Origin of the sequence: Sporosarcina siberiensis (assembly GCF_042681925.1) — a bacterium.
GTDB lineage: Bacteria > Bacillota > Bacilli > Bacillales_A > Planococcaceae > Sporosarcina > Sporosarcina siberiensis.
The window spans coordinates 14994-39237 of record NZ_JBHUGI010000037.1; the positions used below are offsets into that span (position 1 = coordinate 14994).

Sequence of the window (24244 nt, forward strand, 5' to 3'; positions counted from 1 at the left end):
AGGGGGACTATGAGAGAATGTTAATATTTATACTAAGAAGAATACTAATCATGATCCCGCAACTCCTTCTCCTTAGTCTCGTTATCTTTGTGCTCGCAAAAGCAATGCCGGGCGATGCGGTTACGGGTGCCTTTATGGGGAATCCGGATGTAACGCCAGAACGGATGGAAGAAATCCGGGAAAAGTATGGTTTAAACGATCCGTGGTACGAGCAATATGGAGCTTGGATTCAAAAGTTTGTTAAAGGAGATATGGGCAAGTCTTACGTTCATAATCAGCCGGTGACACAACTGCTTGCGGGTAAACTAGGAAATACAGTACTCTTAGCCTTTTGTACGCTAATTGTGAGTTATTTAATTGCGATACCGCTGGGCATCATAGCGGGTAGATGGACAGATTCTTGGTTCGATAAACTGATTGTTGGATATAATTATTTTTCAATAGCAACACCGATTTTCATTTTCGCACTTCTTATGTTGTTCTTCTTTAGTTTTCATTTGGGTTGGTTCCCATTTGGAAATAGTGTTGATATTAGATACGACGTTGGTAGTTGGGATTATTTTGTTAGTAAAGCCAAGCACCTTGTCTTACCGACATTGTCAGGAGCGATACTTGGTACTGCCGGAACGATTCAATATTTGAGAAACGATATTATTGATACAAAACTTAAAGACTTTGTTAAAACTGCACGTGCTAAAGGGGTTCCTGAAGGAAGAGTTTATACAAGACATATTTTAAGGAACTCTTTATTGCCAATAGCAGCATTTCTAGGGTATGAAATTACAATGCTTATTGCTGGTTCAGTATTTATAGAAACAATATTTGCTTACCCAGGACTCGGTCAATTATTCATTACTTCAATTGGTGGACGTGACTTTACTGTTGTAGCCGCACTTGTCATGATCTCTGGAGCGGCCGTAATTGTTGGAACGATGTTATCAGATATTATATTGGGCATCGTTGATCCACGTATTCGAATTGATTGATAGAAAAATTGAGCGATTAGGAGGGTAATCAAATGAAAGCAGATGTTGTAACAGATAAAAACGTGTTAATTGCTGAAGCAAAAGCGAACAATCAATCTTTTGGAAAAACAATATGGCGAGAAATAAAGAATGATAAAATGGCCCTCGGTGCACTTGTTGTATTCATCGTCATTTTACTTGCTGCTTATATTTCACCGTTTTTCTTAGATGTTAAAGTTGTAACAAAGATCGACTTTCATAAAATATATTTACCACCATCCGCAGAGCATTGGCTCGGTACGGATAAAGGTGGGAGAGACATTTTTGGTCAGCTTATGATTGGAGCCCGAAATTCAATTACAATTGGTGTAGTCATTACACTTATTGCAGGATTTCTTGGTTTGACAATAGGGTTAATTTCTGGTTATTTCGGTGGGAAAGTTGACTTTGTGATCATGCGTATTCTAGACTTTTTAATGGTTCTTCCAACATTAATGATGATTATTGTTTTTGTTGCGATTGTACCTAAGTTTAATGTATGGTCCTTTATTGCAATAATGAGTGTGTTACTATGGTTTGGTAAAGCACGACTCATTCGTTCGAAAGCTTTATCTGAAAAGGAGCTTGACTATGTCAATGCTTCAAAGACGTTGGGAACTCCGAACTGGAAAATCATGGTTTTTGAAGTTTTTCCGAATTTAAGTTCTCTCGTCATTGTCAATATGACACTTACTTTGGCAAATAACATTGGAATCGAAACTGGCCTGACATTTCTAGGGTTTGGTTTGCCTGAAAGCACACCATCGCTCGGGACATTGATCAGTTATGCTAGGACTCCTGATGTGATCCAAAATAAGTTGTGGGTATGGTTACCTGCATCATTGCTCATTTTAGTAATGATGTTGTGTATAAATTTTGTCGGTCAAGCGATTAAACGTGCGTCCGACGCAAGACAACGATTAGCCTAATTGGTTAGTCACACAAAAAAGGGGAGGTAATATAATTGGCAAAGAAGCAACTTATGCTGCTTGCAAGTCTCATGCTTATTCTAAGCTTATTCTTAGCAGCTTGTACGGGCAAAGAAAAAGTAGATGAGAAAGAACCAGCAAAGACAGACGATAAAGACAAAGATACTGAGGTAGAAGAGGAAGAAGAGGAACCAGCGGAAGAAGAAGCAGTAGGCGTAGATTTCCCGTTGGATACAACTAACTCTGAAGCTGCAATTGAAGATGGAGAAATGATTTATGCACTTGTTTCATCAGATCCATTTGAAGGAACACTTAATAAAGTATTCTACTCTGGTGCTCCAGATGCAGAAGTAATGCAGTTCTTTGATGAAGATTTATTAGCTGTAGATGGTGACTATCTAATTACTAGTGATGGTGCAGCATCTTTCGAACTTTCTGAAGACAATAAAACAATCACATTAAGTATTAAAGATGGTGTGAATTGGCATGATGGAGAGCCTGTAAAAGCATCAGATCTTCTATATGCTTATGAGCTTTTAGGTCACCCTGATTACACTGGAAACCGTTATACATTCACGATTTCCAACGTTGAAGGAATGCCTGCTTATCACGATGGTACTGCAGATACGATTTCTGGTATCGTAGTTTCTGAAGATGAGAAAACAATTTCAATCACTTATGATGTAGCAACACCTTCAGTAATGTCAGGAATTTGGTCTGCTCCAGTTCCAAGACATTATGTTGGAGATGTAACTACTGGTGATGTAACAATTGATGATATTCTTGCTTCAAATACAATCCGTACTGAGCCAATTGGTTTTGGTCCATACAAAGTTTCAAAAATTGTTCCAGGCGAATCAGTTCTTTATGAAAGATATGATGAGTACTGGAGAGGAAAGCCTGGTCTTAAATCTGTTGTTCTTAAAGTAGTTGCTCCAGGTTCTGTTGTTGGTGCACTTGAAAAAGGTGAAATTGACCTTGCAAGCGTTCCAGTTGATCAATATAATGTTTTAAAAGAAGTTCAAAATATTGAGTTACTTGGTCAAGTTGATACTGCTTACACATATATCGGGTTTAAACTTGGTAAATGGGATGCAGAGAAAAAGGTTAACGTAATGGATCCAAATGCTTTACTTGCTGACAAGCGTGTTCGTCAAGCAATGTGGCATGCAATGGATAACGAAGTAATCGGTGAGAAAATGTATCACGGTCTTCGTTTCCCGGCTACAACTTTGATTATCCCTGTGTTTGACAGCTTCCATGATGCTGATAACCCTGGACGTCCATACGATCCAGAAAAAGCTAAAGCACTTCTTGACGAAGCTGGTTGGGTTGATGTTGACGGCGACGGAATCCGTGAAAATGCTGAAGGAGAACCTGTTGTTCTTAACTTCGCTTCAATGGAGGGTGGCGACGTAGCTGAGCCAATTGCTAACTGGTATATCCAAAACTGGGAAGACGTTGGTATTAAAGTTCAGTTATATGAAGGACGTCTACACGAATTCAACGCGTTTTATGATTTAATTGAAACAGATGAGCCAGGTATCGACATCTATCAAGGTGCTTGGGGTACTGGTACAGATCCAGATCCAGAAGGACTATACGGTGATACAGCGTCTTATAACTACACTCGTTTTGTAAGTGAAAAGAACAGTGAGTTATTAGCTGCTGGTACTTCAGAAGATGCATTTGATGCAGATTACCGTAAAGGAATCTACAACGAATGGCAAGAACTAATGGTTGAAGAAGTTCCAGTTGCTCCAACTGTTTACCGTTACGAGTTGTTTGGTGTGAACAAGCGTCTTGTAAACTATACAATTGATGCAGCAAACTTAGATAACAAATACCCATGGAAATGGGGAGTAAGCCAAGCGGATCCAGTTAAATAATTGGTGAAGCAGAAGTCGTCATTCGGGAAACCGGGTGGCGGCTTTTTCTTATTGAGTAAACATTCTTTAAAGCGTCAGTTATTGAACGGTTCAGTGGAGTTTGATAAGATTAGGAGCATGTGTGATTGCAAATTACACACTACAAACAAGAGGAGGAAATAGTAATTGCGAATTAGACCAAAAAGATTAAATCTAGGAGATACGATTGGAATTATTGCACCTGCAAGTCCTCCAAAACTTGAAAACTTGGAGCGAGCACTTCTGTTTTTGGAGGAACTGGGCTTAAAGTATAAAATGGGTAAGCATGTAGAAAAAAGAAATGGACATCTTGCTGGAACCGATAAAGAACGATTAGAAGATCTACATACAATGTTTGAAGACGATGAAGTAAAAGGAATTATCTGCGCTGGTGGTGGATATGGTTCGGCAAGATTCGCGCAACAAATCGACTTTCAACTAATGATGGAAAACCCGAAAGTCTTTTGGGGTTACAGCGACATCACCTATTTACATACGGCATTTGGGAATTTTTCTAATCTGGTTACTTTTCACGGACCGATGTTGTCGTCAGATATTGGAAGAGATTCATTTGATGATTTATCAAGGAAGATGTTCCAACAACTCTTTGAACCAATGGAGCTGCATTACTCGGAAGAAATCTCACCACTTACGATATTGGGTGAAGGCAATGCCACTGGGGAGCTAGTAGGCGGTAATTTATCGCTATTGGCGAGTGGTATTGGAACAAAGTATGAAATTGATACAAAAGGAAAGCTTCTTCTATTAGAAGATGTGGGAGAGGGTCCTTATCGCTTGGATGGGATGTTGAATCATTTAAAATTAGCGGGTAAGTTAAGTGATGCTGTTGGGTTTGTTATTGGGGACTTTTCAAATGCAGAAGCGAAAAACCCTAAGTTCTCATTGACGGCTGATGAAGTCATTGATCACTATATAGGAGAAACAAATAAACCTGCTGTAAAAGGATTTAAAATCGGTCATTGCCAACCGCATTTTGCTATACCTCTTGGAGTGGGAGCTCAACTAAACGCCACTGAAAAAACACTTACCATTTTACCAGGCGTTGAATAAGGAATCATTTACTTGCGATATAAACGCTAGAGAGGAGAAATAGACGTATGCAAATCATCGACTTACACTGCGATGCTCTACTAAAGCTTTATGAATCAAAGGGGAAATTAAAGTTTAAAGACTCTCTAGAACTGGATACAAACTTCGAAAGACTTCAAAAAGGGCAAGTAAAAGTCCAGGCGTTTGCTATATTTGTCTATCCCGAAATGAAATCAGAACAGAAATTTCAATGCGCATTAGACCAAATACATTATTTCTACACAGACGTACTTGGAAACAACCCGAATATGAAACAAATAAAAGAATGGACCGATTTCGATGAATTAAAAGAAGGTGAAATTGGGGCAATGCTGACGCTTGAAGGTGTTGACGCAATTGGAAACGATCTACAAAAGCTATCTATTCTATATCAATTGGGAGTTCGATCAATTGGTTTGACTTGGAATAACGCCAATTTGGCTGCAGATGGTGTCGGTGAAGAACGTGGAGGGGGTCTTACAGCTTTCGGGAGAGAGATTGTAGAATTCAATAACCGCCATAAACTACTGACAGATGTTTCACACTTAAGTGAAAAAGCCTTTTGGGATGTTATGGAAGAATCGTATTACCCAATTGCCAGTCACTCAAATGCGCAAGTGATTTGCAATCACCGACGGAACTTATCCGATGAGCAAGCACTTGCATTGTTTGAAAAAGATGCACAAATCCATATGGTTTACAGCACACGATTTGTGACACCAGAAGGCGATGTCACTATTTCTGACTTGATTAAACATATTGACCATTTCTGTTCGCTAGGCGGTGTCAAACACATCGGTTTAGGTTCGGACTTTGACGGAATTGATGCGAAAATTATTGGTTTAGAAGATGCATCGAAGCAACAAAACTTACTAGATGAGCTTTTGAAATATTACAATGAAGATGAAGTAAAAGGGTTTGCTTATCAGAACTTTCTAGATCACCGTCCTAAGTAAACGACTGCAATAGATGCAATTAGGCTGAAAGAGCAGTAAAAAACCCCCAGTACTAAAATGTACTTTAAGTATGGGTAATGTTTTTTATAAGTTGTTCTATGCTCTTTCTTGCCTTCAATTTGTTCGATTAATTGTTTTTGCTTACTTATCTTTGAAAAGAAATGTTTTGAGTTAGAAATAAAAGCATTGAAAAATTGTTCTTGTAAAATAAATAGTATTCCACTAGTTATCGACAAGAGTAGACCTATATAAAACAACATATCTAATAAAGGGATTATGTTCCCTTTGAAAGAATACATAAAGGTCATAAACAGTACAGGTGGAGCCATAAGCAGGGTAATAAGTAAAACTTTTCGCATAATACTATGCAACTCCTTTTTGGAATACTAGATTGGTGAAAAATCATTTTCTCATTATAATAATTTGTGTTGCAATTTTGAATGTAAGCATTTACAATTATAATAAATACAATATATATTACAAGGGGTCGATGTTGAAAATGAAGAATAAAACATGGTTAGGCTTAATCTTTTTAGCTATTTTTACAGTAATTTTGTCGGGTTGTAACTTTAGTTCATCCGATAAAAAAGAGGACGAAGATAAAAAAGAAGAATCTACTGGTACTGATAAAACTGAAGACAAAGGCGAAGATAAAGCAGAAGAATCAGCTGGTCAAGTTCTAAGAGTAAGCGCTTCTGCTGAGATTCCAACTATGGACTCAACAAAAGCACATGACGGAGTTGCGTTTAACGTTTTAAATAACACGAACGAAGGACTTTACCGTCAAGACGAAAATAACGAATCTATCCTAGCTCTTGCTGAAAAGCATGAAGAGAACGAGGATGGAACGGTTCATACATTCACATTAAAAGAAACTACTTGGAGTAACGGAGATCCTGTTACTGCAGCAGATTTTGAATATGCTTGGAAACGCGTTATGAAAGATGCCGGAGCGTATAACTATATGCTCGCAACAGCTGGTATCAAAAATTCAGAAGCAATTATGGATGAAGAAATGGATGCGGACGAGCTTGGTATTAAAGCTACAGGTGATTATACACTTGAAGTTACACTTGAAGGTCCAAACCCACTATTTAAAACATTATTAGCATTCCCGACATTCCTTCCACAAAACCAAAAGTTTGTTGAAGAACAGGGAGATCAATACGCTCTTGAAGCGGAAAACGTTTTAGCGAACGGTCCGTTTGTACTTACTAAATGGACACATGAGCAAGGTTGGACAATGGAAAAGAACGCAGACTACTGGGATGCGGACAATGTAAAACTAGATGAAATTGAAGTATATGTTGTTAAAGAGCCTTCGACGGGCGCAAATCTTTATGAGACTGATAAGTTAGATCGTACAGTACTTACATCAGCTTTAGTTGATCAGTACGCAGACAATCCAGACTTTAAAATTGAAAAAGAATCAAACATTGTTTTCTTACGTTTTAATCACGGACACCCTGTACTTGGGAATCCGGAAATTCGTAGAGCTGTAAATATGGCAATCGATCGTGATGGATTGACAGATGTTATTTTGAAAGACGGTTCTTCACCATTATACGGAGTTGTTGCAGGAGGGTATTACCAATCACCTGATGGAGAAGATTACCGTGAGCTGAATGGTGATATAAATAAAGGTACACCTGAAGAAGCAAAAGCACTATGGGAAAAAACTTTAGCAGAACTAGGTGAAACAGAAGTTACAGTATCTATTAACATCGCTGATTCTGAATCACATAAAAAAGTTGCAGAATTCTTACAAGCACAACTTGAAGATAATCTTCCTGGATTCAAGCTTGATATTAAGGCCGTGCCATTTGCGCAACGTCTTGAAATCGAAAAGGGAATCACTTATGACCTTTCATTATCATCTTGGGGACCTGACTATAGTGACCCAATGACTTACTTGGATATGTGGTTAAAAGATGGATCAGCAAACCGTATGGGTTATGACAATGCGAAATTGAATGACTTGGTTGCTGACGCTTATGTTGATACAGATTTAAGCAAACGTTTTGAAACATTGTTAAATATTGAGAAAATCTTGTTAGAAGAAGATGCTGCGATTGCTCCACTTTACCAAACAGGAACAGCAATCCTTATTCAAGATAAAGTTAAAGGATTAGTTAAACATCCATCAGGTGCGGAATTCTCGTACAAATGGACGTATATCGAAGAGTAATAATTTAATTCCTTAATGTGATGCAGCAGAAAAACGGGGGTGTCCAAGCTGGTGCACCCCCGCTTTTCTTTTTGTTTTCATTATGATTTTGGCCCACTATGAACCTCGTAGCTACAGTTAATCGGGTTCGCAAGTATCACAAACTGAAACTAGGTTATAGAATGCATTTTTTAGATTTGGACGTCTTAAAAAGATCGGAGCATCAATATGAAACGGTACATACTTAAAAGACTAGGGTTTATGATTGTCACTCTATTTATCATTGTGAGTGCAACCTTTTTCCTTATGGAACTAATTCCAGGTACTCCCTTTTCAAATCCAGAAAAGTTATCTGAAAAACAATTGGTTATTCTGAATGCGAAATATGGATTGGATCAGCCTGTAGCAATACAGTACTTTAAATATATAGGTAACTTGCTTCAAGGAGATCTTGGCTTGTCCTTTCAATACGAGGGACGTACGGTTATGAGCATGATTGGTGATCGGGTAGGACCTTCTGCGTTTATAGGTCTCCAAGCATTAATCTTTGGCTCCATTGTAGGTCTTTTACTTGGCATTATTTCGGCTTTACGTCATAATTCAATACTTGATTATGTAGCTGTTACAATTGCCGTACTTGGAATGTCTATTCCTTCTTTCGTATTTGCAGCACTTTTACAATATTATGTTGGAGTTAAATTGGGATGGCTACCAGTAGGACTATGGGAAAGTTATTCGAGTTCAATTCTTCCTTCTTTTGCTTTGTCAGTTACTGTCATTGCTACAGTGGCGCGTTTTATTCGTAGTGAAATGCTTGAAGTACTTGGACAGGACTATGTTACAACCGCACGTGCAAAGGGTTTAGGAGAAACAACGGTTATTGTGAAGCACGTCACTCGAAATGCTCTTATACCGGTTGTGACGATGCTTGGCCCGTTGGCGGTGTCAATTATGACAGGTACGCTTGTTATCGAGAAGATATTTGGCGTTCCGGGTCTTGGGGAACAGTTTACGCTATCGATACTTGTATTGGATTATAGTGTGATAATGGGGATTACTCTTTTCTATAGTGCACTGTTTATATTCGTTGTTTTCGTTGTGGATATATTATACGGTCTTCTTGATCCCCGCATTAATTATAAAGAGGGTGGAGAGGCATGAGTATCAATACAGGGAAAACACCACTTATTAAAGAACCTGCGGATGACTTGTTCAGACCCGCTCCACTTGACAATGAAGTTAGTGAGGAAATTGGTACACCTTCCGTTTCGTTTTGGAAAGAAGCGAGAGAACGCCTATTTAAAAATAAAGGTGCTGTAATTTCAATCGGTGTTTTAGTATTGATAGTTGTTATGGCAATTATAGGTCCTATGATGAATGAACATACGTATCGCAGTCAAAACTTGTTGCACTCAAACCTTCCAGCAAAAGTAGATGGTCTTGGATGGTTAGGTATGAACGGGTTGGACGCTAGAGGTAAAGACGTTTATGCGGATCGTAATATTGAAGAAAATTACTGGTTTGGTACCGATGAATTTGGACGAGATTTATGGACACGTGTTTGGAAAGGTACGCAAATTTCGTTGTTCATCGCCCTTGTTGCAGCGGCTCTGGATCTTGTAATTGGAGTCATTTACGGTGGTATATCCTCGTTTTATGGAGGAAGAGTTGATAATTACATGCAAAGGGTTATCGAAGTACTAATGGGTATCCCCAACTTGATTGTTATCATTCTATTTATTCTAATTCTAGAACCTGGAGTCACCTCTATTATTTTAGCGATGGTTATTACAGGATGGGTCGGGATGGCCCGTGTTGTTCGTGGACAAATCTTACAGTTAAAAGGTCAGGAATTTGTACTTGCATCAAGAACACTTGGTGCTTCAAGTTCAAGATTGATTGGTAAGCATTTATTGCCGAACGTAATGGGGCCTATTATTGTAACGGTCATGTTTACAATACCGACTGCAATTTTCTTCGAAGCGTTTCTGAGCTTCATCGGTTTAGGTTTACAAGCACCGCTTGCATCATTAGGTGTATTAATTGAAGATGGATATAAATCTATGCGTTACTTTTCATACAAGCTCATTTATCCAGCACTTGTCATCAGTTTAACGATGATTTCATTTAACTTGCTTGCAGATGGACTCCGTGATGCCCTAGATCCAAAAATGAGAAGGTAGGGAGGGTCAAAATTGAAAGAAAACATCTTAGAAGTAAATAATTTGCACGTTTCATTTAAGACCCGAAATGGAGCTATTACCGCAGTAAGAGGGGTCAACTTTTCGGTGAAGAAGGGAAATACAATTGCTATTGTTGGCGAGTCGGGTTCTGGTAAATCAGTAACGGCTAAGTCAATCATGCGTTTGTTGCCTAAACAAAACACAATTATTCCAGAAGGAAATATAAAGTATGAGAATCGTGATTTACTTAGTTTGCCGTTAAAAGACATGCAAAAAGTAAGAGGTTCAGAAATTTCAATGGTTTTCCAGGATCCAATGACGTCTTTGAATCCTACGATGAAAATCGGGAAGCAAATAATGGAGGGTCTTACAAAGCATCAAACGTTATCGAAAAAACAAGCAAAACAAAGAGCGCTGGAAATGTTGGAGCTCGTCGGCATCCCGAATGCAAAAAGTCGTCTGGAAGCATACCCACATCAGTTCTCTGGAGGCATGAGGCAGCGCGTGGTCATTGCGATGGCACTTGCCTGTAATCCGAAGGTACTCATTGCAGACGAGCCTACAACTGCACTTGATGTAACGATACAAGCTCAAATATTAGATTTAATGAAAGATTTGCAAGAAAAAATGGATACGGCAATTGTTCTCATCACACATGATCTGGGCGTGGTTGCGAATATGGCAGATACAGTCGCGGTAATGTATGCAGGTGAAATCGTGGAGTACGGAACATTGGATGAAATCTTTTATGAGACTCAACATCCATACACACTTGGACTCTTGCGCTCAATGCCTAATGTGAATGCAAGTAAATCTGAGCCGCTAATACCTATCCCAGGTTCCCCGCCAGATTTGGCTACACTCGGGACGGGATGTCCTTTTGCTGCAAGATGTCCGTACACAATGGCTGTCTGTCACGATCACCATCCAGAAACAACCCAGTTAAGTGATAGTCATTCTGTATCATGCTGGTTGCAAGATTCCCGTACACCATCGGATCATGCGCCGGAAATAGTTGGGAGTGCAGCGAGATGAATGAAAATGAAGACTTACTAGTCGTTAAAGATTTAAAAAAACATTTTAAATTAGACAAGCACAGTACGTTAAAAGCAGTTGACGGAATTAGTTTCACTATAAAAAAAGGTGAAACACTTGGTCTCGTTGGTGAATCCGGTTGTGGGAAATCAACAGTCGGAAGAACAATCACCCAAATTTATCGCCCAACTGGCGGAGAAATAATCTTTGAAAACGAGCCTGTTCATGCTAAATATAGTAAAGAAAAGCAAAAACAAAAAAAGAGAAACATGCAAATGATTTTCCAAGACCCATACTCGTCCCTTAATCCTCGGATGACGGTTATGGAAATTATTTCAGAAGGTCTACTCATTCATGGATTGAATACGTCTTTGGCAGATAAAGAAGCTAAAGTAAATGACTTGTTGGAACTTGTCGGTCTAAACAAATCCCATTCACAACGTTATCCGCATGAGTTTAGTGGTGGACAAAGACAGCGTATTGGGATTGCTCGTGCGCTAGCAGTAGACCCTAAATTCATTGTTGCAGATGAACCAATTGCGGCACTGGATGTTTCAATCCAAGCTCAAGTAGTCAATTTGTTGAAAACTTTGCAAAAAGAAAAAGGGTTAACTTACTTGTTTATTGCACATGATTTATCGATGGTAAAGTACATAAGCGATCGAATTGCGGTTATGTATTTAGGTAAAATTGTTGAAATAGCGGAAAGTGAGACACTTTACAAAAATCCACTTCATCCGTATTCGGAGGCATTGCTATCCGCGATCCCGATTCCCGATCCGAACTTGGAACGGTCAAGAAAACAAATTTTGCTAAAAGGCGACGTTCCAAGCCCAATTGATATTCCAAGCGGATGCCGTTTCCGAACGAGATGTCCAAAAGCAATGGGTGTTTGCGCTTTGCTTGAACCCGAATTTGTCGAAGTGGAGCCGAATCACTTTGCGGCATGTCATCTAAATGATAAAGAGGTCATGTCCCGAGAAGATGCAGTTCCCATACACAATGAGTCACTCTGATTTTTAGAGTGGCTTTTTTTTATCCTTCGACAAGATAGAATGATCATATTGAGTGTATACTACTAATAAGGAAACAGTATTCAACCGAACGAAACTGTATATACATAGAGGAGAGAGATTCAGTGATAGAAAGCAAACCAATGAGTGCATCGCGGACGATTCAAACAAAACTCGTGTTACCGGCTGATATTAATCATTTACAAACAATTTTTGGTGGACATGTACTTGCTTACATAGATGAAATTGCGGCAATTACCGCAATGAAACATTCGAATACTGCTGTAGTTACTGCATCAATTGACTCAGTTGACTTCTTAAACTCCGCGCGGGTAGGGGATGTCCTAGAACTTGAAGCTGTCGTTAGTTCAACAGGTCGTACTTCAATAGAAGTATTCGTTTCGGTTCATTCAATGAACTTATTAACACGCGAAATTAAGTTGACGACCGAATCCTTTTTAACAATGGTAGCGATGGATGAAAACTTTAAACCAACACCAGTTCCAGGGATTTTTCCAGAAACAGAAAATGAAATAAGCTTATTCGAAACAGGGCCAGCGCGCCGTGAACACCGAAAACAGCGCAGTGAAATGAAACACTAACAGAAGAAGCTTGAAGAGTAGTTACGTAATGTGAAAAGACCCGACTGTAATACAGTACGGGTCTTTTCTTATGTCCGTTATTTCACCCAAAACGATGCAGCCACCGTGATTTCATGGAACCGATCCCCTAGTGATAAAAAGGTTTTCGCCAGTCTGTATTCTCCCGGAACTAATGTGACGCCGAGCATATCAACCGAAAATAGTTGCTGTACTTCTTCACCGGGCCTTAAAGTATTCCCCGTGTCAATAAACTCTTTGTTTTTAATGAAGACAGCATCTGAATAGGTGATTAAGTACCAAAGACCGTCCATTTTAACTTCGATATGATAAAACTGGCCATATTGATAGTCAATTGAACTATCATTTCGTATATGTGTTTCAATAGTGATTGGTGATTTTGTAAATGTGTTTTCGATAAGCGTAAGAGACAATCCCGATTCATTTTCGTTTAATTTCTGGTCGGGGGTAGGATCGGGCAATGTCGAAACCTGAGCCTCTTTTCCACAGCCGACAAGGAGTAGGATACATGCGGAAATTAGTAATGTCTTCATTTCATCACCTCTACCTTTAGGATAAACTTCAAGCGGATTATCACCTTGATCTAGATCATGATTTAAGAAATTTACTACGGAATCTTCCTGTTACAGAAAAAGTCCACAATCATTAGATTGTGGACTTTCCTAATCTTTTGCATTAAATAGGATTATAATCGAGGCAAAACTTTTCTTGCTCCTAAAATGAGCCATGTCGAGAGGACGAAAGGCATCGTAAGTGCGGGAAGTCCATAAGGCAAAAGCAAAATACTTACACTCGCGGTGATTGGGACGGAAAGAACTGCTGCTAGAATTCCTATAAGTGGTGTAATCCGACTGTTTTCATTTGTAAATACGACGGATACTGCAACGATTGTCAGTATCGCATTATAACCATATAACCCCAACATGATTAATGTGTGTTCTCCACCTAAAATATATGCGGTTAGAAAGGCAACTACGTTTCCAATGGCTGCATATATTCCGAGTTTTTTCCCTGCCCAAAAAACAGCGATAAAGATTAATATGCCGGCTGGCGCATTTGCCAAGAAATATATTTGTCCAATGCCATTAAAAATATAGTCGATAAAATGAATTTTTCCTCCAGTATTAAACTCCCAGTTTAACAAGTTTTGTGGTGTTAAAGACGGGCTGAGCTTAATGGTATCTAATTTATATGTAGCTAGTAGAATTGACCAAGTAAGGATGATATAAGGAAACGAAAGAATTGGAATACCTATTTCCCCCATGAATTGCATCAGAGCTGCAGTAATGATAGCAGCTAGTGCAGATCCGACTAAAGCCACTACCCACATATACGGACCACTTAAAAAAAGATGCAACGCCATTCCTGTTAGAACAGAGTTATAACCCATTAATCCTTTGTTGACGAGTCTTTCATCCGCACCCCCAAATTTCCCAACTAAAGTACCAATGATCGCGGAGAGCAAAGTAATAATCCCTAAAGAATATGACGAAACAGTAATTGCTATTAGGATAATGAAACCAGTGATGTTTTTTTCAATTAAGAAGACTTGAGAAATGCCTTTTAATGAAGCGGATAGTAGAGGGATTAGTGATCCGTATATGAATGTGTCGTGTCCATCTTTTCGCATTATAAGCTCCTTTTAGTGCTCTATATTGAATGTAAATACAAATGTACTTTAAGTGGACAAGCCTAAGTATTATTATCCCCCATTTCGCTAAAATAAAAACCCTTCCATATCTCATCTAATGAATTGAGTAATCGTGAATTATCCGTATATTAGAAGTACAATTACAGTATATTTTGTTCGAAAATAGACAAGCATTATGTGTGTATTTTTGAGGTTTTATTGAATGAAATTCAAATTGGTTAATGCATATTAAACATGATATTCTAAGAGTACATAAGAATCAATGGTTTATTTATTCTATATAACCCATATTTTAAAAAAGCATCGCTATTAACGGATTACGGACTGTCTAATTTTATAAAGCTTTCCAGTTCGTTTTTGCGACTGAGTTATTAATTAATTAGAATAGGGTATTGATTATAAGTAAATAAACAAATAGACTTCTTTTGAGGAAATCGGATCTAAAAATAGGTTTACCCATTTTTGTGTTTATTATATCAATAGTCGTCGATACTAATTTAGAAAACTAAGGAGGCTTTTAAATGCATTTACTACCACGCGAGATAGACAAGCTAATGATTGTTGTTGCTGCAGATCTTGCAAAAAGAAGAAGAGATAGAGGATTAAAGTTAAATCACCCTGAATCAGTAGCACTGCTTACGTATGAAGTTCTAGAAGGTGCACGAGATGGTAAAACGGTTGCCGAGCTAATGGAATACGGTGCAACTATTTTGTCACGGGCCGATGTTATGGAAGGAATTCCAGAGATGATTAACGATATTCAGGTAGAAGCCACATTTCCTGATGGTACAAAACTTGTGACAGTTCATAATCCAATTAGATAATTAGCAATGGGAGGTACAGAAGATGGAACCTGGACAATTATTCTTAAAAAAAGAAGATATTATCATAAATGTAGGAAAAACGATAACGAAAATATCAGTAATAAATACTGGGGATCGTCCCGTTCAAATAGGATCTCATTTTCATTTTTATGAAGTAAACGAGGCCCTTCAATTTACTCGAGAAGAAACGTACGGTCAACGATTAAACATTCCTGCGGGCGCTTCTGTTCGTTTTGAACCGGGGGATGAAAAGGACATAGAATTAATACAATACGCAGGCGAACGACGTGTTTATGGATTTAACAATATGGTAGACGGGTCGTTAGACAAGGAGGCCAACAAATGAGTTTTAAAATGTCTAGAAAACAATACGCGCAAATGTATGGTCCAACAACTGGAGATGCAATTCGTTTAGCGGATACAGAACTACTTATTCAAATTGAAAAAGATTATACAACATATGGTGAAGAAGTGGTCTTTGGTGGTGGGAAAGTTATCCGTGACGGAATGGGACAACATCCGCTCGCAACTAGAAAAGAAGGCGTTCCAGATTTAGTCATTACAAATGCGGTCATCCTTGATTACACTGGAGTTATCAAAGCGGATATTGCAGTTCGTGACGGGAAAATTGCGGCAATTGGTAAAGCAGGGAATCCCTTGATAATGGATAATGTGGATATTGTCATTGGAGCTTCCACAGAAATTATTGCAGGAGAAGGATTGATTGTCACTGCAGGTGGAATTGATACGCACGTTCATTTTATCAATCCAGCTCAAATTGAAACAGCACTTGCATCAGGCTTAACTACCCTTATTGGAGGCGGAACAGGCCCTGCTGCTGGATCGAAAGCGACAACCGTTTCACCAGGTGAATGGAATATTCATCGTATGCTTTTGGCGGCTGAGGGAATGCCGATCAACGTAGGATTTAGTGGAAAAGGACATGCTGCAGCAGAAGAACCTTTAATAGAACAAGTAATGGCTGGAGCGATCGGATTAAAAGTACATGAAGACTGGGGAGCTACGCCTTCATCACTTGATCACTCACTAAGCGTTGCTGATAAGTACGATATCCAAGTAGCCGTTCATGCGGACTCATTGAACGAAGGCGGCTTTATGGAAACGACAATGGCGGCCATTAAAGCTAGAGTTATTCATATGTATCATACAGAAGGCGCCGGCGGTGGACATGCTCCTGATTTAATAAAGTCTGCGAGTTATTCAAACGTTCTGCCCTCATCAACGAATCCAACATTACCTTATACCACGAATACGATTGATGAGCATTTAGATATGCTAATGGTCTGTCATCATTTAAATCCTTCGATTCCTGAAGATCTTGCATTTGCAGATTCTCGAATTAGGAAAGAAACGATTGCTGCTGAAGATATTCTTCACGATATGGGTGTTATCAGTATGATGAGCTCAGATGGACAAGCAATGGGCCGTATTGGTGAAGTTATTATAAGAGCTTGGCAAACCGCCGACAAAATGAAGGCTCAACGTGGAACAATGGAGGGGGACAGTGAGTTTTCCGATAACAATCGCGCAAAGCGTTTTATTGCAAAATACACGATCAATCCAGCCATTACACACGGAATTTCAGAATATGTGGGTTCAATAGAAGTTGGGAAATTTGCGGACCTCGTTATTTGGTCGCCAGCATTTTTCGGTGTGAAACCTGAAATGGTTCTTAAAAACGGTCTGGCAGTCGAAAGCTTAATGGGAGATGCGAATGCATCGATTCCGACACCACAACCTTACATTTATCGACCGATGTATGCACAAATGGGTAAAGCGTTATCTAAGAGTTCCATTACATTTATATCACAGGCTGCCTATGACGATAAAGTACATGAAAAACTTGGTTTGGAAAAAGTTGTTCTTCCGGTTCACGGCATTCGGAACTTGACGAAAAAGGATATGAAGCTTAACTCTGAAACACCAGACATTACAGTTGACCCACAAACATATGAAGTGAAAATAAACGGGGAATTAATTACATGCGATCCTGTTGATAAAGTGTCAATGGCGCAAAGATATTTCCTATTCTGAGGTGAATGTGTTGATAGTAGATAAAATCGTAATGAATATTGAGGATATGGACAAAGAGGAGATTGGAAAGCGCCACATAGAAAAGGTCTATTTGGAAAGTTCTCATCTTGTAAAACGTATTCAATTGGTTACAACAGATCACGGCAAAGAAATTGGTATCCGATTAAAACAAGCGCGTGATTTGCTTGCAGGTGATATTTTATATATGGATGAAAAAAGCCTGATTATGATTGATGTAATAACGGATGACTTGCTAATCATCAAGCCACGAAACATGAACGAAATGGGGACAATTGCCCATCACTTGGGGAATCGTCATCTCCCAGCTCAATTTGAAGGGGACGATATGCTTGTCCAATACGATTACTTAGTAGTCGACTTATTGAATGAACTTGAAATTCCTTTTACACGTGAAGATCGCAAAGTGAAACAAGCATTTCGTCATATTGGGCATAGTCATGGATAATAACAGCCTAGCTCTTTTTCAACTATGTGATTCTAGTTTTCCAACAGGCGCTTTTAGCCATTCATATGGTTTAGAAAGCTATGTTCAAGATGGGCGAGTACATGATCAGCCCTCTTTCTTAAAATGGCTTGACGTTTATTTAAATGAGCAGCTCATCTATTCAGATGGGCTCGCTTCACGTCTTGTCTACGAAGCATTGGAAACTGGTGATTTTGATAAGATATGGAAATTAGATCGTATGCTTACCGTGCAAAATCTACCGCGCGAAACAAGAGAAGGTACACAAAGAATTGGAGATCGGATGTTGAAACTCGTCCAAACTTTATATGATGTACCGGTTTGTCTAGAATATCAAGACCGTATAAAAAAGAAACAATCATTTGGACATCCCGCCATCGTATTTACGATAATCGGTCATCATTTAGGTGTTTCAAAAACGACTACGACTCTTTATTATTTATACTCAACGATTATGACACTTGTTCAAAATGGTGTACGGGCTATCCCTTTAGGGCAGACTGCGGGACAGAAAACAATTCAACAAGTTCAAGTTCCTTTAAAAAAAGCAGTCGCTAAAATCCAAAGCTTAGAAGAAGAAGATTTTGGGATTGTCTCTCCAGGTTTAGAACTATCCCAAATGAAACACGAACGAGTAAACATTCGTATATTTATGTCCTAATAAAACCAGGTCCCCTCGAACTGGATGATAAACTCTAGAAGTTAATGATAAATGAAAAGGAAGTGTTGTTCATGAATCCGATTAAAATTGGTGTAGGTGGACCAGTTGGTGCTGGAAAAACGATGTTAGTTGAAAAGTTAACGCGATATTTACAAGACGAAGTAAGCATGGCAGTGGTAACAAACGATATTTATACAAAAGAAGATGCGAAGTTTTTAATGCAAAACGGTGTATTACCAGCAGATCGTATCATAGGCGTGGAAACGGGAGGCTGTCCTCACACAGCCATACGAGAAGATGCATCTATGAACTTTGCAGCTATTGATGAATTAATAGAGTTGCATCCAGATGTTGAACTGATTTTCGTTGAAAGCGGTGGTGATAATCTGGCTGCTACTTTTAGCCCGGAACTAGTTGATTTCTCAATTTATATCATCGATGTTGCCCAGGGTGAGAAGATTCCTCGTAAAGGCGGTCAAGGTATGATTAAATCGGATATGTTCGTAATCAATAAGATCGATTTAGCACCTTACGTCGGGGCGAGTTTAGAAGTTATGGAGACAGATACAAAAGCATTCCGTGGAAATAAACCCTTTGTGTTTACAAATTTAAAAGACAATACAGGTCTTGATGAAGTTCTTGACTGGATACGAAAGAATGTATTGCTTAAAGGGTTGGAGTAAGATGAAGGACTGGACAGGAATATTACGTTTGGACGCTGAAGTGAGAAATGGAAAAACCGTTGCAAGAAATGTGTATTTCCAAGGGGCATATAAAGTGATGCGACCGATTTATCATGATGAATCTGGACAGGCCTGTTATTATATTTTAAACCCAGGTGGAGGATTTTTAGACGGTGATAGCTATAGAATGCAAATATCATTAGACAAAAACGCACAACTGACGTTGACAACACAATCTGCGACAAAAATATATAAAACTCCAAAAACACTTGCTTATCAGGAAACAGAAATACACCTTAAAGAAGGCAGTTATTTTGAATACATCCCCGATCCGATCATTGGGTACCGGGATGCTAAATACCAACAAAAAACGGTAACTTATATGGAAAAAGGGGCAACACTTCTTTATGCGGACATCATTACTCCGGGGTGGTCTCCTGATGGTGATCGTTTTAGCTACGACATGCTTCAATTGATGAATGAGATCTATTTAGACGGCGAACTTGTAGTATATGACCATATCAAGTTAAGTCCTAAATCTCAGACTATAGATGCACTAGGTTATATGGAAGGCTACTCGCATTTAGGTTCTATGATTGTAGTTGGTGAAAAAACGACTCCCAATTTTATCGATAAAATGTATCAAATGCTTCATGAAAGTGAAGGAGATTTTGAAGTAGGCATATCGCAACTTCCTGTCTTGGGGTTTACGCTCCGAGTGTTTGCAAATCGGACGCAAACAATTGAAAAGATTCTTGCTGATTGTCAGGGAATGATTAGTAGAGAATGGTTTAACAAGGAACCGGTTTTTTTAAGAAAGTATTAACAATGAATACCCAGCCTACATTGTATGGCTGGGTATTAAACCTTTTTCGAAATGGAGGTATGTATATTGCATCATTCTAAGAAATATGCTCTTATTTTTTTTGTATTATTATTAGTACTTTCGGGTTGTTCAAAGGTAGGAGAGCCCGGTGCTAAAGTGAAAGAAAACCGCCTCGTTTATGCCTCTGAATCTGAATTTGAGGGTCTCAATCCTATACTTGAAGAAACGAATCTGGATGCGTTATTGTTTCGTGGGCTTATGCGTTTTGATGAAAATAATGAGCCGATCGAAGATATTGCCGAATCATTCACAGTCTCACCCGATCAGTTAACGTACACCTTCGTTTTAAAAAAAGACATTAAATTCCATGATGGCACACTCCTTTCCTCTGACGATGTCATTTTCACAATTAAAAGTATTTTAGATGATGAAAATGCATCGTTCTTGAAATCCGATTTTACGGTAGTAGACTCATTGAAAAAAGTAGATGAGCAAACATTAGAGTTGAAGTTAAGACAACCATTTACGCCAATACTTGATAAGTTAACAGTCCCAATATTACCTGAAAATGCTTTTGAAAAAGGCAGTATGCGAACATCAAACTTTAATAGCCACCCTATTGGTGTCGGACCGTATATGTTTGAAAAATGGGACCGAGGCAATAGTTTAACTTTAAAAGCGTACAATGACTTCCATGGTACAAAACCATCTATCGAAAAAGTGATTTTTAAATTTATACCTGATAGTAACGTTCGTGCTCTACAATTGAAATCAGGGGAAGTAGACATAGCACTTCTAGATCCTGTACAAGTACAAGCGTTTGAAAAAGAGCAAAATGTTAAAATCTATAACGTTGACTCTGCAGATTATCGTGCAATTCTTTTTAACATGAGAAAAGATTTATGGAAAGACGTGAAAGTAAGACATGCATTTAGCTACGCTACGGACCGTTCACAAATCGTTAAAGGTATTTTGAAAGGCTATGGAACGGAAGCATATTCACCCCTACAAAAACATGCCTACAAAAATAAAAATATTGAAATGTTTGAATATAATATCGAAAAAGCAAAAGAACTTTTAGATAATGCGGATTGGAAGGAAGGAAAGGACGGGTTTCGCTATAAAGATGGTGAAAAGTTGGCGTTTACAATTACAGCTCCTGTATCGGATTCCGTCCGCGTAAACTTGGCGAACTATGCCGCGGAAGGATTCAAGGAAATTGGTGCAGATGTAAAAGTTGATGCACTTGACTGGGGTTCCATAACGATTGAAGAAGCGGATGCCTTTATGGTTGGTTGGGGAAGCCCTTATGACGCGGATCACCATACATACATTCTTTTTAATACGGATGAGTCAAGCTTGACGAGCACAGGTTACAACTTTGGAGGCTATTCGAATCCGAAAATCGATGCTCTACTTGAACAAGGACGTTTGTCGACAGATGTGGAAGAACGAAAAGCCATCTATATGGAATTCCAGAAGGAGCTTGCCCTTGATCCGCCATATGATTTCTTGGCATACGTAAATGCTGTGTTTGGTATAAACAAAAACGTGAGTGGTGTAAAGGAGCGAACACTGGGGCATCATGGTTCAGGTTTCCTGTGGAACGTCGAGGAGTGGAGCTGGAATGACCGTTAAATGGATCGGGAAGCGCACGCTGATGGGAGTAGGGACTCTTCTTATCGTGAGCTTCCTCTCTTTTTTCATTATGCATGCCGCACCAGGGGATTCAGCAATTGCATTTTACGGTGGTGATGCTCAAACACTGAATACGGCGGAAAAAGAAAGAATTAGTCGTGTTTTTGCACTCGATCGCCCCCTTATTAGTCAATATGGTGCTTGGCTTAAAGAAACAGTAAAGGGGAATTTAGGTTTTTCATATAAGGAAGGTAGGCCTGTTGCGACTATTCTTCTGGAAAGGTTACCAAATACATTGATGTTATTTGGTGTAACTCTTGTATTTATTATAAGTGGATCCCTTTGGCTTGGTATATCAGCTGGAATGAAACCAGGCTCCTTATTGGATAAAAGCATATCAACAATAAGCGTAATGTCTTCCGCGGTTCCCCCATTTTGGGTTGGGATTTTATTTATTGCTTTTTTCTCAGTAAAGCTTGGTATCCTTCCATCTTCTGGGTCAGGGGATATAGGTGGAAATGGCGGCCTAGTCGACAAACTTCGTCATCTTATTATGCCGGCAATGGTCATTATAATCACCCATGTCGGTATATACGCGCGTTTCTTACAAGAAAGTGTGAAAGTGGAAAGTCAAAATTATTATGTGACTGTGGCTCGAGCGAATGGTGTTAAAGAAAAAACGATACGACATGGAATTGTTCGCAATGCACTGATACCCTACTTGAATTATTTAGGTATGACAATTCCGTCATTTTTCGGGGGCTCGATTATTATTGAATCGCTTTTTTCCTGGTCTGGTCTTGGTCAACTAATGGTAAAGTCCGTTACAATGAAAGACTTTCCCTTATTGATGGGCGGCATTTTGCTAACAGGGGTGATTGTCATTGTGAGTCTATTGATCATTGATTTCATTATGTACGTTTTAAACCCGAAATTACGAAGGGGAGGCGTGCAGTAGATGAAGTCGAGTAAAGTATTGGTTTTTTGGGGCATCATTCTAAGCTTAATTATCATTATGACAATCTTTTCACAGTTTCTATCACCATATAGTCCGAACGAAATGAATATGGATGCAATTTATCAACCGCCTGGGCAGGATCACTTACTAGGAACAGATCATCTAGGACGAGATGTTGAATCTCGTTTGTTGGAAGGCGGAAAAGTAACACTGATTGTTGCGGGGAGCTCTGTTTTATTATCACTGGTCATTGGCGTTCTTTATGGTGGAATTAGCGGATACATAGGCGGCATCATAGACACTGTAATGATGAGGTTTTTAGAAGCACTTCTAACGATTCCATCATTAATTATTATATTAGCTTTCCAGATGTTCATGAAAGGTGATATTTGGAGTATGGCATTTATCATCGGAATCACGAGCTGGCTTACTACTGCGCGAATTGTCCGTTCTGAATTCATTCGGCTAAAAGATCTTGAATTTGTAAAGATGGCTAAAATGCTTGGTACGCCAATAGTAAGAATCCTTTTTGGACATTTACTTCGTAATAGCATCCCTGCCATTTTTGTTGTTACACTATTTGGTTTTGCCAATGCAATTTTCATGGAAGTAACACTCGGATTTTTAGGGATTGGTGTGCCACCAGAAATCCCATCATGGGGAAATATGCTGTACCATGCACAAAACGATATTTTAATAGGCGCGTGGTGGATTGGGCTTTTTCCAGGGATCTTGATTTTCATTACAATTCTGGCAATCAATTTCATCGGAGATGGTTTGAAAAGTCCGAAGCGGAGGCGGTTAGATGCTTAATATAGATTGTTTAACTGTTCCAATCGATGGCAGATGCATCATTGAAAATAGTAGTTTTCAGGTACCAGAAGGAAAGATTACATCCATTATTGGCGAGAGCGGTAGTGGAAAAAGCATGACAGTTTCTGCAATTCTGGGCATCATGCCTCCTGGAGCAAAAGTGACAGGAAAAGTATATTTTCAAGGGAACGATTTAATTGAACTACCAATGAACGAACTGATGGCAATACGAAAAAATAGCATCTTTACAGTTTTTCAAGATGCGACGAATAGTTTTAATCCGACAGTGAAAATGGAGCCACAATTGTACGCCTTTTCTGGTGAAAGGAAAGAGGATACTTTAAGTCACTTTCGCTTGAAAATGGAACGTATTTTGCAAAGTCTAGGACTGGATGTAACTATTTTAGAACAGTATCCATTTGAATTGTCGGGGGGAATGTTACAGCGCTGCATGAACGCGTGTGCGTTGTATGTAGAGCCAGATCTGTTGATTGCAGATGAACCCACGTCATCACTAGACAAAGTGTTACAGAAGGAATTCATTGGTTTATTAAAGCAATTAAATGAAGAAAAGGGAACGACGGTTTTGCTGATTACACATGATTTAGACATTGTAGTCGATGCAGCGCATGAAGTAGTTGTAATGTATGGTGGAAAAGTTGTTGAAACGGGAAGTGTGACCGAAACGATAACATCGCCGAAGCATTCCTATACAAAGTTATTGCTTGCTAGTAGGTTTTAGTCCACT

At 39.0% G+C, this 24244-nt stretch carries 25 protein-coding genes; 22 read left to right on the forward strand and 3 right to left on the reverse strand.

Translation table 11 applies throughout. The annotated features are described in order from the left end of the window. Nucleotides 1–17: 17 nt before the first annotated feature. The 5 genes from opp4B to ACFSFY_RS16475 all read left to right on the forward strand — a co-directional run bounded on the left by opp4B (nucleotide 18) and on the right by ACFSFY_RS16475 (nucleotide 5885). Nucleotides 18–986, forward strand: a complete 969-nt coding sequence (gene opp4B / locus ACFSFY_RS16455; protein ID WP_381539959.1) for an oligopeptide ABC transporter permease — start codon at nucleotides 18–20, stop codon at nucleotides 984–986. Between the two features lie 32 nt (nucleotides 987–1018). Further along, the gene (locus tag ACFSFY_RS16460; protein WP_381539961.1) at nucleotides 1019–1933 is read left to right on the forward strand and encodes an ABC transporter permease; all 915 of its coding nucleotides are present in this window, start codon (nucleotides 1019–1021) and stop codon (nucleotides 1931–1933) included. Between the two features lie 35 nt (nucleotides 1934–1968). Next, nucleotides 1969–3822, forward strand: coding sequence for an oligopeptide ABC transporter substrate-binding protein (opp4A, locus tag ACFSFY_RS16465; protein ID WP_381539963.1), 1854 nt, complete (start codon nucleotides 1969–1971; stop codon nucleotides 3820–3822). Nucleotides 3823–3987: 165 nt separating this feature from the next. Then, nucleotides 3988–4911, forward strand: coding sequence for a S66 peptidase family protein (locus tag ACFSFY_RS16470; protein ID WP_381539965.1), 924 nt, complete (start codon nucleotides 3988–3990; stop codon nucleotides 4909–4911). 47 nt (nucleotides 4912–4958) lie between these two features. Further along, entirely contained in the window at nucleotides 4959–5885 is a 927-nt protein-coding gene (locus tag ACFSFY_RS16475; protein WP_381539967.1) for a dipeptidase, read from the forward strand. On the opposite strand, the gene ACFSFY_RS16480 is transcribed toward ACFSFY_RS16475, so the two are convergent. Next, nucleotides 5870–6244, reverse strand: a complete 375-nt coding sequence (locus ACFSFY_RS16480) for a DUF3899 domain-containing protein (protein WP_381539969.1) — start codon at nucleotides 6242–6244, stop codon at nucleotides 5870–5872. The genes ACFSFY_RS16475 and ACFSFY_RS16480 overlap by 16 nt on opposite strands. A 140-nt stretch (nucleotides 6245–6384) precedes the next feature. On the opposite strand from ACFSFY_RS16480, the gene ACFSFY_RS16485 reads away from it, so the two are divergent. The 6 genes from ACFSFY_RS16485 to ACFSFY_RS16510 all read left to right on the forward strand — a co-directional run bounded on the left by ACFSFY_RS16485 (nucleotide 6385) and on the right by ACFSFY_RS16510 (nucleotide 12885). Continuing rightward, nucleotides 6385–8073 (forward strand): peptide ABC transporter substrate-binding protein, encoded by a 1689-nt coding sequence (locus tag ACFSFY_RS16485; RefSeq protein WP_381539971.1) that lies wholly within the window; start codon nucleotides 6385–6387, stop codon nucleotides 8071–8073. 207 nt (nucleotides 8074–8280) lie between these two features. Beyond that, nucleotides 8281–9213: an ABC transporter permease gene (locus ACFSFY_RS16490; RefSeq protein ID WP_381539973.1), complete on the forward strand. Its 933-nt coding sequence runs from the start codon at nucleotides 8281–8283 to the stop codon at nucleotides 9211–9213. Continuing rightward, nucleotides 9210–10235: an oligopeptide ABC transporter permease gene (gene opp3C, locus ACFSFY_RS16495; protein WP_381539975.1), complete on the forward strand. Its 1026-nt coding sequence runs from the start codon at nucleotides 9210–9212 to the stop codon at nucleotides 10233–10235. Before ACFSFY_RS16490 ends, opp3C begins: the two co-directional genes overlap by 4 nt. Nucleotides 10236–10247: 12 nt before the next feature. After that, complete coding sequence (locus tag ACFSFY_RS16500; protein WP_381539976.1) at nucleotides 10248–11270, forward strand: ABC transporter ATP-binding protein; 1023 nt, start codon at nucleotides 10248–10250, stop codon at nucleotides 11268–11270. Beyond that, nucleotides 11267–12286: an ABC transporter ATP-binding protein gene (locus tag ACFSFY_RS16505; RefSeq protein WP_381539978.1), complete on the forward strand. Its 1020-nt coding sequence runs from the start codon at nucleotides 11267–11269 to the stop codon at nucleotides 12284–12286. The genes ACFSFY_RS16500 and ACFSFY_RS16505 overlap by 4 nt, the downstream gene beginning before the upstream one ends. Nucleotides 12287–12426: 140 nt before the next feature. Next, nucleotides 12427–12885 (forward strand): acyl-CoA thioesterase, encoded by a 459-nt coding sequence (locus ACFSFY_RS16510; RefSeq protein WP_381540384.1) that lies wholly within the window; start codon nucleotides 12427–12429, stop codon nucleotides 12883–12885. A 77-nt stretch (nucleotides 12886–12962) separates the two neighbouring features. On the opposite strand, the gene ACFSFY_RS16515 is transcribed toward ACFSFY_RS16510, so the two are convergent. Together ACFSFY_RS16515 and ACFSFY_RS16520 are read right to left on the reverse strand one after the other, a co-directional pair. Next, the gene (locus ACFSFY_RS16515) at nucleotides 12963–13436 is read right to left on the reverse strand and encodes an immunoglobulin-like domain-containing protein (protein WP_381539980.1); all 474 of its coding nucleotides are present in this window, start codon (nucleotides 13434–13436) and stop codon (nucleotides 12963–12965) included. A gap of 152 nt (nucleotides 13437–13588) precedes the next feature. Continuing rightward, a complete protein-coding gene (locus tag ACFSFY_RS16520; protein WP_381539982.1) occupies nucleotides 13589–14533 on the reverse strand; it encodes an urea transporter in 945 nt (314 codons plus the stop codon). Nucleotides 14534–15075: 542 nt separating this feature from the next. On the opposite strand from ACFSFY_RS16520, the gene ACFSFY_RS16525 reads away from it, so the two are divergent. From ACFSFY_RS16525 to ACFSFY_RS16575, 11 genes are all read left to right on the forward strand, one after another. Next, the gene (locus ACFSFY_RS16525; protein WP_381539984.1) at nucleotides 15076–15378 is read left to right on the forward strand and encodes an urease subunit gamma; all 303 of its coding nucleotides are present in this window, start codon (nucleotides 15076–15078) and stop codon (nucleotides 15376–15378) included. A gap of 22 nt (nucleotides 15379–15400) precedes the next feature. Continuing rightward, nucleotides 15401–15724, forward strand: coding sequence for an urease subunit beta (ureB, locus tag ACFSFY_RS16530; RefSeq protein WP_381539986.1), 324 nt, complete (start codon nucleotides 15401–15403; stop codon nucleotides 15722–15724). Continuing rightward, nucleotides 15721–17433, forward strand: coding sequence for an urease subunit alpha (ureC, locus tag ACFSFY_RS16535; RefSeq protein WP_381539988.1), 1713 nt, complete (start codon nucleotides 15721–15723; stop codon nucleotides 17431–17433). The genes ureB and ureC overlap by 4 nt, the downstream gene beginning before the upstream one ends. A 31-nt stretch (nucleotides 17434–17464) precedes the next feature. Beyond that, complete coding sequence (ureE, locus tag ACFSFY_RS16540) at nucleotides 17465–17899, forward strand: urease accessory protein UreE (protein ID WP_381540386.1); 435 nt, start codon at nucleotides 17465–17467, stop codon at nucleotides 17897–17899. Next, nucleotides 17892–18578 carry an urease accessory protein UreF gene (locus ACFSFY_RS16545; protein WP_381539990.1) on the forward strand — a complete coding sequence of 229 codons (687 nt, stop codon included), beginning with the start codon at nucleotides 17892–17894 and terminating at the stop codon, nucleotides 18576–18578. Before ureE ends, ACFSFY_RS16545 begins: the two co-directional genes overlap by 8 nt. A 71-nt stretch (nucleotides 18579–18649) precedes the next feature. Continuing rightward, on the forward strand, nucleotides 18650–19261 hold the full coding sequence (gene ureG, locus ACFSFY_RS16550; protein ID WP_381539992.1) for an urease accessory protein UreG: 612 nt from the start codon (nucleotides 18650–18652) through the stop codon (nucleotides 19259–19261). A 1-nt stretch (nucleotide 19262) separates the two neighbouring features. Then, a complete protein-coding gene (locus ACFSFY_RS16555) occupies nucleotides 19263–20087 on the forward strand; it encodes an urease accessory protein UreD (protein ID WP_381539994.1) in 825 nt (274 codons plus the stop codon). A gap of 66 nt (nucleotides 20088–20153) precedes the next feature. Next, complete coding sequence (locus tag ACFSFY_RS16560) at nucleotides 20154–21725, forward strand: ABC transporter substrate-binding protein (protein ID WP_381539996.1); 1572 nt, start codon at nucleotides 20154–20156, stop codon at nucleotides 21723–21725. After that, entirely contained in the window at nucleotides 21715–22683 is a 969-nt protein-coding gene (locus tag ACFSFY_RS16565) for an ABC transporter permease (protein ID WP_381539998.1), read from the forward strand. The genes ACFSFY_RS16560 and ACFSFY_RS16565 overlap by 11 nt, the downstream gene beginning before the upstream one ends. Beyond that, nucleotides 22684–23496 carry an ABC transporter permease gene (locus ACFSFY_RS16570; RefSeq protein WP_381540000.1) on the forward strand — a complete coding sequence of 271 codons (813 nt, stop codon included), beginning with the start codon at nucleotides 22684–22686 and terminating at the stop codon, nucleotides 23494–23496. Further along, entirely contained in the window at nucleotides 23489–24238 is a 750-nt protein-coding gene (locus ACFSFY_RS16575; protein WP_381540001.1) for an ATP-binding cassette domain-containing protein, read from the forward strand. The genes ACFSFY_RS16570 and ACFSFY_RS16575 overlap by 8 nt, the downstream gene beginning before the upstream one ends. Nucleotides 24239–24244 lie beyond the last annotated feature (6 nt).

Bases quoted from the DNA above. Each gene is read 5' to 3' on its own strand.
- ureC (WP_381539988.1), top strand. From the start codon at position 15,721: ATGAGTTTTAAAATGTCTAGAAAACAATACGCGCAAATGTATGGTCCA.
- ACFSFY_RS16525 (WP_381539984.1), top strand. From the start codon at position 15,076: ATGCATTTACTACCACGCGAGATAGACAAGCTAATGATTGTTGTTGCT.
- ureE (WP_381540386.1), top strand. From the start codon at position 17,465: ATGAATATTGAGGATATGGACAAAGAGGAGATTGGAAAGCGCCACATA.
- ACFSFY_RS16515 (WP_381539980.1), bottom strand. From the start codon at position 13,436: ATGAAGACATTACTAATTTCCGCATGTATCCTACTCCTTGTCGGCTGT.
- ureG (WP_381539992.1), top strand. From the start codon at position 18,650: ATGAATCCGATTAAAATTGGTGTAGGTGGACCAGTTGGTGCTGGAAAA.
- ACFSFY_RS16520 (WP_381539982.1), bottom strand. From the start codon at position 14,533: ATGCGAAAAGATGGACACGACACATTCATATACGGATCACTAATCCCT.
- ureB (WP_381539986.1), top strand. From the start codon at position 15,401: ATGGAACCTGGACAATTATTCTTAAAAAAAGAAGATATTATCATAAAT.
- ACFSFY_RS16565 (WP_381539998.1), top strand. From the start codon at position 21,715: ATGACCGTTAAATGGATCGGGAAGCGCACGCTGATGGGAGTAGGGACT.
- ACFSFY_RS16545 (WP_381539990.1), top strand. From the start codon at position 17,892: ATGGATAATAACAGCCTAGCTCTTTTTCAACTATGTGATTCTAGTTTT.
- ACFSFY_RS16480 (WP_381539969.1), bottom strand. From the start codon at position 6,244: ATGCGAAAAGTTTTACTTATTACCCTGCTTATGGCTCCACCTGTACTG.
- ACFSFY_RS16460 (WP_381539961.1), top strand. From the start codon at position 1,019: ATGAAAGCAGATGTTGTAACAGATAAAAACGTGTTAATTGCTGAAGCA.
- ACFSFY_RS16555 (WP_381539994.1), top strand. From the start codon at position 19,263: ATGAAGGACTGGACAGGAATATTACGTTTGGACGCTGAAGTGAGAAAT.
- opp4B (WP_381539959.1), top strand. From the start codon at position 18: ATGTTAATATTTATACTAAGAAGAATACTAATCATGATCCCGCAACTC.
- opp3C (WP_381539975.1), top strand. From the start codon at position 9,210: ATGAGTATCAATACAGGGAAAACACCACTTATTAAAGAACCTGCGGAT.
- ACFSFY_RS16575 (WP_381540001.1), top strand. From the start codon at position 23,489: ATGCTTAATATAGATTGTTTAACTGTTCCAATCGATGGCAGATGCATC.
- ACFSFY_RS16485 (WP_381539971.1), top strand. From the start codon at position 6,385: ATGAAGAATAAAACATGGTTAGGCTTAATCTTTTTAGCTATTTTTACA.
- ACFSFY_RS16475 (WP_381539967.1), top strand. From the start codon at position 4,959: ATGCAAATCATCGACTTACACTGCGATGCTCTACTAAAGCTTTATGAA.
- ACFSFY_RS16490 (WP_381539973.1), top strand. From the start codon at position 8,281: ATGAAACGGTACATACTTAAAAGACTAGGGTTTATGATTGTCACTCTA.
- ACFSFY_RS16505 (WP_381539978.1), top strand. From the start codon at position 11,267: ATGAATGAAAATGAAGACTTACTAGTCGTTAAAGATTTAAAAAAACAT.
- ACFSFY_RS16510 (WP_381540384.1), top strand. From the start codon at position 12,427: ATGAGTGCATCGCGGACGATTCAAACAAAACTCGTGTTACCGGCTGAT.
- ACFSFY_RS16570 (WP_381540000.1), top strand. From the start codon at position 22,684: ATGAAGTCGAGTAAAGTATTGGTTTTTTGGGGCATCATTCTAAGCTTA.